General features: G+C 64.7%; 6 protein-coding genes and 1 pseudogene. 5 read left to right on the top strand and 2 right to left on the bottom strand.

Going from position 1 to position 8,381, the window contains the following annotated elements:
- Window positions 1-103: pseudogene (locus LCE31_RS32295) on the top strand (transposase); the annotation flags it as partial.
- Between the two features lie 346 nt (window positions 104-449).
- Here the strand turns inward: LCE31_RS32295 and LCE31_RS32300 are convergent.
- Window positions 450-794 carry a transposase gene (locus LCE31_RS32300; protein WP_225020745.1) on the bottom strand — a complete coding sequence of 115 codons (345 nt, stop codon included), beginning with the start codon at window positions 792-794 and terminating at the stop codon, window positions 450-452.
- Window positions 795-1,010: 216 nt separating this feature from the next.
- Between LCE31_RS32300 and LCE31_RS32305 the strand changes: the two genes are divergently transcribed.
- The 4 genes from LCE31_RS32305 to narI are packed head-to-tail and all read left to right on the top strand — an operon-like array spanning window position 1,011 to window position 7,721.
- Window positions 1,011-4,715 (top strand): nitrate reductase subunit alpha, encoded by a 3,705-nt coding sequence (locus LCE31_RS32305; RefSeq protein ID WP_225020747.1) that lies wholly within the window; start codon window positions 1,011-1,013, stop codon window positions 4,713-4,715.
- Entirely contained in the window at window positions 4,715-6,346 is a 1,632-nt protein-coding gene (gene narH, locus LCE31_RS32310) for a nitrate reductase subunit beta (RefSeq protein ID WP_225020749.1), read from the top strand. The genes LCE31_RS32305 and narH overlap by 1 nt, the downstream gene beginning before the upstream one ends.
- Window positions 6,343-7,014 (top strand): nitrate reductase molybdenum cofactor assembly chaperone, encoded by a 672-nt coding sequence (gene narJ / locus LCE31_RS32315; protein WP_225020751.1) that lies wholly within the window; start codon window positions 6,343-6,345, stop codon window positions 7,012-7,014. Before narH ends, narJ begins: the two co-directional genes overlap by 4 nt.
- Window positions 7,011-7,721: a respiratory nitrate reductase subunit gamma gene (gene narI, locus LCE31_RS32320; RefSeq protein ID WP_225020753.1), complete on the top strand. Its 711-nt coding sequence runs from the start codon at window positions 7,011-7,013 to the stop codon at window positions 7,719-7,721. Before narJ ends, narI begins: the two co-directional genes overlap by 4 nt.
- Before the next feature lie 102 nt (window positions 7,722-7,823).
- Here the strand turns inward: narI and LCE31_RS32325 are convergent.
- A partial coding sequence (locus LCE31_RS32325; RefSeq protein WP_225020755.1) for a transposase occupies window positions 7,824-8,381 on the bottom strand: 558 nt, incomplete at its 5' end.

Below are 8,381 nucleotides of genomic sequence, written 5' to 3' on the forward strand. Positions count from 1 at the left end.
CCTCATCCAGCGCATCCGACGCGGCCTACGGCACATCCAGTACCACAGCGACCTCATAGACGGCTGCCTCGCCGAGACCCGCCTGCCCATCAGACCCACCTGAACAACCCACCGACATCACGAGTTCAACCTCAGTAATCGACGACTGCCTTGCCGAGACCGGCCTGCAGATCAGAGAGACCTGACACCACACAACATCACGACTTCAACCTCAGTACCTCAGCCCGATCGAGTTCGAGGAGAAGCACTACGCCAGCCAGCCAGCGGCCGAACCGGTGAACCTGAAACCACGTCAACCCACCCGGACCAGCTGATCAGCCGCTCCCGCACAACGGGGGAACCTCAGCGCCGCGAGCCGGTCTTCGGCGGCCTAGCGGGCCATACGAGCCGCGCGGTGCGACGCCAGTAATAGAACGAGCGGGCGATCCCGAGAATGGCGCAGAGCCGCTTCACGCCGTATCGGCGCTGGTGATCCTCAACGAACTGGCATCGGTTCGCCAGCGCGTCTCCGCTGCGAAATACCGGGCCGCCTTGCGGAGGATGTCGCGTTCTCCCTCCGGCTCACGCGCCGTTTGCCGAACGGCAGTGTTCTCCGCCTCCGGCGGCGTCGGAGGCTCGGCCGGTACGGTCGCCCGGCGGCCGCGAGGCCGACTCGCACCAGCCTCCCGGATCCAGTCGCGAAAGATTTCGATATTGATCCCCAGATCGGCAGCGACATGCCGGATCGTCCCGTCGGGCCGCAACTGGTACAGCGCGACCGCGTCCGCCTTAAACTGCGGCGGGTAATTCTTCACGACTACGAGATGTCCGTCCTCAGATCTTCAGGATACAATGTCTCGTGTGTAAAAGATCAGGCGTCAACGCCCTGTGCCTCAAGACGAGGCCTGCACCGGGCGACAGGTCTACTCGTACACAGATGGTAATACTTCCGCGTGTTGCGGGTGTCGCGTAAGTGCTTTTTCGCGGGGGCATCTATGGTCGCCCTGACGCAGACATAGGGAGCGCACAAGGTGACCGATACCCATAACATCGTCCCGAGCGAGCCTGGCGCGACTCTGCTGCGAGCGGGACGTTTTTTCAGGCGGGAGGCACCGGCGGCCGACCTTCACAGCGTCACGCTCAAGGGCGGTAGGGAAAGCGAAATCTTCTACCGGGAGCGATGGGCGCACGACAAGGTGGTCAACTCGACGCACGGGGTTAACTGCACCGGGTCCTGCAGGTGGAAGGTGTACGTCAAGGACGGCATCATCACTTGGGAGACCCAGGACACCGATTATCCTTCGGTGGGCCCCGACCGTCCCGAGTACGAGCCGCGCGGCTGTCCGCGCGGGGCCGCCTTCTCCTGGTACACCTACTCGCCCACACGCATTCGATACCCCTACGTCCGGGGCGTGTTGCTGGAGATGTATCGCGAGGCGCGAGAGCGGCTGGGCGATCCGGTACTGGCTTGGGCGGATGTGCAGGCCGACCCGGAACGCCGACGGCGCTACCAGCAGGCGCGCGGTAAGGGTGGTCTGATGCGGGCCACGTGGGAGGAGTCGACGGAGATCGTCGCGGCTGCCCATGTGCATACCATCAAGCGGTACGGGCCCGATCGAGTGGCGGGCTTTTCTCCCATCCCTGCGATGTCGATGGTCTCGCACGCGGCGGGGTCCCGGTTCATGAGTCTCATTGGGGCGCCGATGTTGTCCTTCTACGATTGGTTCGCGGACCTTCCCGTTGCGTCCCCCCAGGTTTTCGGCGATCAAACAGACGTACCGGAGTCGGGTGATTGGTGGGATGCAGCGTATCTGCTGATGTGGGGCTCCAACGTACCTGTTACCAGGACGCCGGATGCACATTGGATGGCCGAAGCCCGATACAGGGGTCAGAAAGTCGTGGTGGTGGCCCCGGATTACGCGGACAATGCGAAGTTCGCTGACGAGTGGCTGCATCCCCATCCGGGTACCGATGCGGCGCTTGCGTTCGCCATGGGCCATGTCGTGCTGAAAGAGTTCTTCGTCGATCACTCAACTTCTTTCTTCGCCGATTATGTGACGCGTTTCACTGATCTGCCCTTCCTTGTCACACTCACACAGCGGGACGGGGCCTATGTTCCGGGCAAGTTCCTTCGCGCATCCGACGTGGAGGAGGACTCGGAGGGGGCTGAATGGAAGACCGTCGTACTGGACAGTGTCACCGGCCGTCCGGCCGTACCCAACGGCTCGCTGGGATTCCGCTGGACCGACTCGGGGCACGGCAAGTGGAATCTTGACCTGGAAGGCATCAACCCCCGGTTGAGTCTGTACGGGCAACCAAATGCTGCGGGTGTCGAAGTGTTGCTGCCGCGCTTCGACACCGACGGCGGCCAGCACGGCCAGGGCCGTGGTGAGGTGTTGCGTCGCGGGGTACCGGCGATCCGGCTCGGAGGCCGTGAAGAGCGGTTCGTGACCACGGTCTTCGATCTGCTGCTCGCCCAGTATGGGGTGGGCCGGGCGGATCTGCCGGGCCGGTGGCCGACCGGGTACGAGGACGCCTCACAGTCGGGCACGCCCGCATGGCAGGAGGGTCACACCTCGGTACCGGCGGCAAGCTGTATCAGAATTGCCCGGGAGTTTGCTCGAACCGCTGAGCAGTCACAAGGCCGATGCATGATCCTGATGGGCGCGGGCACGAATCACTGGTTCCATTCGGAAACCATTTATCGCACCTTCCTGGCTCTGCTCCAGCTCACCGGTTGCCAGGGGCGCAACGGTGGGGGCTGGGCCCACTACGTGGGCCAGGAGAAATGCCAGCCCGCCACCGGATGGGCCACACTCGCGGGCGGACTCGACTGGGGACGCCCGCCTCGTCAGATGATTGGCACCGCGTACTGGTTCCTCAACGCCGACCAGTGGCGCTATGACACCTTCTGCGCCGACGTCTTGTCCTCCCCTTTGGGCACCGGGCGGTTCGCCGGCATGACAGGTGCGGACTGCCTCGCCTTCTCGGCGCGTGCGGGGTGGATGCCTTCCTATCCCACCTTTGACAGGAATCCGCTGGACCTCGCAGATGAGGTCACCGGAGATACCCCGGCCGACCGAATTGTGGAGGAACTCAAGGCGGGACGGCTTGCGTTCGCCTGCGAGGATCCCGACGCACCGCGCAACTGGCCCCGGGTGCTGACCGTGTGGCGGACCAATCTGCTGGGCTCCTCCGCGAAGGGCGCCGAGTACTTCACCAAGCACCTGCTGGGCACCCAGTCTTCGCTGCGCGCCGCTGAGGCCGGGCCGGAACAGCGTCCCCGGGACGTGGTCTGGCACGAGCAGGCACCCGAGGGAAAGCTCGATCTACTGCTGTCACTGGACTTCCGGCAGACTTCTTCCACATTGCTGTCCGACGTCGTGCTCCCCGCGGCAACGTGGTACGAAAAGCATGATCTGTCTACGACGGACATGCACCCTTTCGTACATGCTTTCACCCCCGCCGTCGATCCGCCATGGCAGGCGCGTACGGACTTCGACATCTTCCACGACATCGCCCGCCGTTTCAGTGAACTCGCGGTAGATCATCTCGGCGTGCGCCGGGACGTGGTGGCGACCGCCGTTCAGCACGACACTCCGGGGGAGACGGCACAGCCTGGTGGGGTGGCTCTTGACTGGCGAAGCGGCGAATGCGAACCGGTTCCTGGCAGAACTATGCCAGGAATCACGGTGGTGGAGCGGGATTACTCCGCCGTCGCGGCCAAGTTCGCGGCGCTCGGCCCGCTCGTTGAGAAGCTGGGACTGCCCGCCAAGGGGGTGACGCTGCGTCCCGACGAGGAAGTCGTCGATCTCGGCCGGCGCAACGGGCTCGCCCGGGACGGTGCGGCCCGGGGCAGGCCCCTTCTGGACACGGCGGTGAAGGCCGCCGACACGATCCTGGCGCTGTCCGCCACGACGAACGGGCGGCTCGCCGCCCAGGGATTCACCACCCTCCAGGCACGGACCGGCAGACCCATGGCCTTCCTGGCCGCCGACGGCGAAGGCAGGCGCGTCAGCTACGCCGACACGCAGGCGGCCCCGGTGCCGGTCATCACCTCTCCGGAATGGTCGGGCAGCGAGAACGGGGGCCGGCGCTACACCGCGTTCACTCAGAACGTCGAACAGTTCAAGCCCTGGCATACGTTGACCGGACGTCAGCATCTCTTTCTCGACCATGACTGGATGCACGAACTGGGTGAGGCGCTGCCCATCTACCGTCCGCCTCTGGACATGAACCGGCTGTTCGGCGAACCCCGTCTCGGCAGTGACGGTCAGCGAGAAGTGACGGTCCGCTACCTCACTCCTCACAACAAGTGGTCCATCCACTCCGAGTACCAGGACAACTTGTTCATGCTCTCCCTGTCACGCGGCGGGCAGGTCATCTGGATGGCTCCGCAGGACGCGGAAGCCATCGGAGTCCTGGACAACGACTGGGTCGAGGCTGTCAACCGCAACGGCGTGGTGGTGGCCCGGGCTGTGGTCTCGCACAGGATGCCGGAGGGCACCGTCTATATGCATCACGCACAGGAACGCACAGTGGCGGTGCCGAAGACCGAGGCCACGGGCAAACGGGGCGGCACTCACAACTCACTTACCCGGCTGATCCTCAAGCCGAGTCATCTCATCGGCGGTTATGCCCAGTTGACCTGGGGATTCAACTACCTGGGGCCCACCGGTAACCAGCGCGACGAAGTGACCGTCATCCGCCGCCGCTCGCAGGAAGTCACCTATTGATGAAGATCATGGCGCAGATCGCGATGGTAATGAACCTCGACAAATGCATCGGTTGCCACACATGTTCGGTCACCTGCAAGGAAGTATGGACTAACCGGGAGGGTATGGAGTATGTCTGGTTCAACAATGTCGAGACCCGGCCGGGGCAAGGCTATCCCCGCCGGTACGAGGATCAGCAGCGATGGCGCGGCGGCTGGGAACTGAACAGACGGGGGCAGCTCAAGCTCAAATCTGGGGGGCGTTTCCGACGGCTTGCGTCCATCTTTTCCAATCCCGTACTACCGGAAATCAAGGACTACTACGAGCCGTGGACCTACGAATACAAGAACCTTACTGACGCGCCGTTGGGCGACGATTATCCCGTCGCAGAGCCCAAATCCCTCATCACCGGCAAGCCTATGAAGATCGAGTGGTCCTCCAACTGGGACGACAACCTGGGTGGCTCCACGCGCTACGGCGAACTCGATCCTATGGTGCAGAAAACCCGGCAGAAGGCCTCGGAAAAGGTCAAGTTCGCCTTCGAGCAGACGTTCATGTTCTATCTGCCCCGGATTTGCGAGCACTGCCTCAACCCCTCTTGCGTGGCGTCCTGCCCTTCGGGCGCGATGTACAAGCGCAGCGAGGACGGTATCGTCCTGGTGGACCAGGACCGCTGCCGAGGGTGGCGGCAGTGCGTGACAGCCTGCCCGTACAAGAAAGTCTACTTCAACCATCGCACCGGTAAAGCGGAGAAGTGCACCCTGTGCTATCCGAGGCTCGAAGTGGGACAGCCCACCGTGTGCTCGGAGACCTGTGTCGGGCGGCTGCGATACCTCGGCGTACTCCTTTACGATGCGGAGCAGGTTACGGCGGCGGCCGAGACGAAGGACGACACCGAGCTGTACGAAGCCCAGTTGCGGCTCTTCCTCGACCCCGAGGATCCGGCGGTGCGCCGGGCGGCCGGGCTCGCGGGCATTCCGGAGGACTGGATCGAAGCGGCCCGCCGTTCCCCCGTGTTCTCTCTGATCCGGCGCCACAGGGTGGCACTGCCGCTCCATCCGGAGTACCGGACGTTGCCGATGGTCTGGTACATCCCGCCCCTTTCGCCGATCACGGAAGTGCTGGCCGAGACGGGTTTCGACGGCGAGGACGCCGGCAACCTGTTCGGCGCGATCGACACCCTGCGCATTCCGCTGGAATATCTGGCGGAGATCTTCACCGCCGGGGACGTGGCACCGGTACGCAACTCGCTGGAGAAGCTGGCCGCGATGCGTGCGCACATGCGCGCCGTCAACCTCGGACAGGACCCGGATCCCGGCATCGCCGCCCGAGTGCACATGGACGGCACCGGCATCCAGAACATGTACCGGCTACTCGCACTCGCCAAATACGACGAGCGCTACGTCATCCCCACGGCGGCAGCGGGCGACGCGCGGCGGCTGGAGGAGTCGGCCGTGCCCCAGGAGTGCAGTCTCGACCACGCGGACGGTCCTGGGATGGGCGGCCAGGGGCCGGCGACGGACGGCCCCTTCGGCCAAGACTCGGGCCGCAAGCACCTGCCCCTGGTAACGCTGGAGAATTTTCATTTGCGTTCCCGGCGGCAGAACGCCGACGAAGAACCCGCGGTCGAGGACATCAAGGGCCAGCGATGAGTGCGGTGACCGGATCACGGCGGGCGGCAGCTCTGGTGTACCAGGCAGCCGGTATGTGCCTCGTCTACCCCGACGCCATGTTCCACGAACGGCTGCCACTGATCGAATCGGGCTGCCAGGACCCTGACATCGTCTCCTTCCTGACGCACGCCCGTGCCATCGACCCGGCGGAACTCGCTGCCCACTACGTGCGGACCTTCGATTTCAAGAACCGGCACAGCCTCTACCTGAGCTGGTGGAGCGACGGGGACACCCGGCGGCGCGGGATGTCGCTCGTGCGGTTCAAGGAGGTCTACCGGGCGCACGGGCTCGACTTCACGAGTGAGGAACTGCCCGATTTTCTCCCCGCGGTCCTGGAGTTCAGCGCCCAGGCCGGGCCTCAGCTGCTGCTGGAACACCGGCCGGGTATCGAACTGCTGCGGCTGTCCCTCACCGAGGCGGACACCCCGTACGCCCGGATCCTGGACGCGGTGTGCCGAACGCTGCCCGGGCCCTCGCCGCAGGACCTCACCGAGGCCCGGAGGATGGTCCGCGCCGGGCCACCCCGCGAACAGGTGGGCCTGGCGGCCTACGGCGCCGGCCGGCCGCTGCTGCCCCTGCTCGACACAGGGACCGGCGACAGGGCGGACATGGAATACGGCACACGAATGCCAGGAGGAACAGGATGAGAACGCTGCTGTGGGGCGTCCTGCCCTACATGATGTTCGCGTTGCTGATCTCCGGCACGGTATGGCGGTGGCGCTACGACCAGTTCGGCTGGACCACCCACTCCTCGGAGATCTACGAGTCGAAGATCCTGAAGATCGCTTCGCCGATGTTCCACTACGGCATTCTGTTCGTTCTGGCCGGACATCTGCTGGGCCTCTTCGTGCCCGCCGCATGGACGGACGCGATCAAGGTGGACGAGCACGTCTACCAGCTGTTCTCCCTATACGGCGGAACAGTCGCGGGAGCCGTCGCCGTAGTCGGGATCGCGATGCTGCTGTACCGGCGACGGTTCAGAGCACCGGTCTTCCGAGCGACCACTGCTAATGACAAGCTCATGTACCTCGTGCTGGTGTCGGCGATTGCGCTCGGTATGTGGGCGAAACTGGCCCATTCCGCGCTCGACAGCAGCTACAACTATCGCGACACCATCGCCCCCTGGGCACGCAGCCTCTTTAGGCTTCAGCCGGACACGGACCTCATGACCGGGGTGCCGCTCCTGTTTCAGATGCACGCGGTAGTGGGTATGGCGCTGATCGCTCTCGTCCCTTACACCCGACTCATCCACATGTTCAGCGCGCCTGTCCAGTACCTGTTCAGACCGTACATCGTGTACCGCAGCCGCGAGGACACGTCCCCCGCCCCGGCCTTCGACCAGCGCCTCCGGTGACGCGACCACTTCTGAGGCGGGCGGCGGGCCCCCGGGACAGGCTCGCCCATATGGGGACTGTAAATCGTCTCTCCCGTAATCGGTGGTAACGCTGTGCGGTGATCACTGGAGGAGGATGCGGTGGCGGAGCAGAGGGAACCCGGCTCGGCCGTGCATCTGCCTCGTGATCTTCTTGGTTCGCGTGTTGACGCCCTCAGTACGGCCGTTGTGGTAGGGCCGGGTGAGTCCGGCATTGACGGCGGCACGGTCGAGTTCGAGGCCGTTGGTGAAGGAGTGCAGGTGGGGCAGGTCGGTGGTGCGGACCCGGGTGATCCAGTCGGTGAGCTTGGCGTCGTTGCCTTCCTTCGCGGCCAGTAGCACAGCGAACTCGCTGGTTGGACAGGCGAGTTCGGTCATCTCGGGGCAGGTTTGGGTGAGTTCCCGAAGGAGCGCGGTGTCCTTGTCGCGCAGGTTCTCGGGGCGGGTGAGGAGGAGGCGGGCGAAACGCTGCGGAGTGGTGAGCGGCCTGTCGCCCTCGACGCGGCCCTGGGTGATGTAGCGAACCAGGAGGTTCGCGCTGCCGGTGTAGCCGAGCTCCTTGATCTCGCACAGGAGGTGGGTGACGGGCGCAGCAGGGTCCTCGCTTCGGCGTCGACGCAGGTAGTCGCGGTAGGGGTCGAC

Origin of the sequence: Streptomyces sp. 8L (assembly GCF_020176795.1) — a bacterium.
GTDB lineage: Bacteria > Actinomycetota > Actinomycetes > Streptomycetales > Streptomycetaceae > Streptomyces.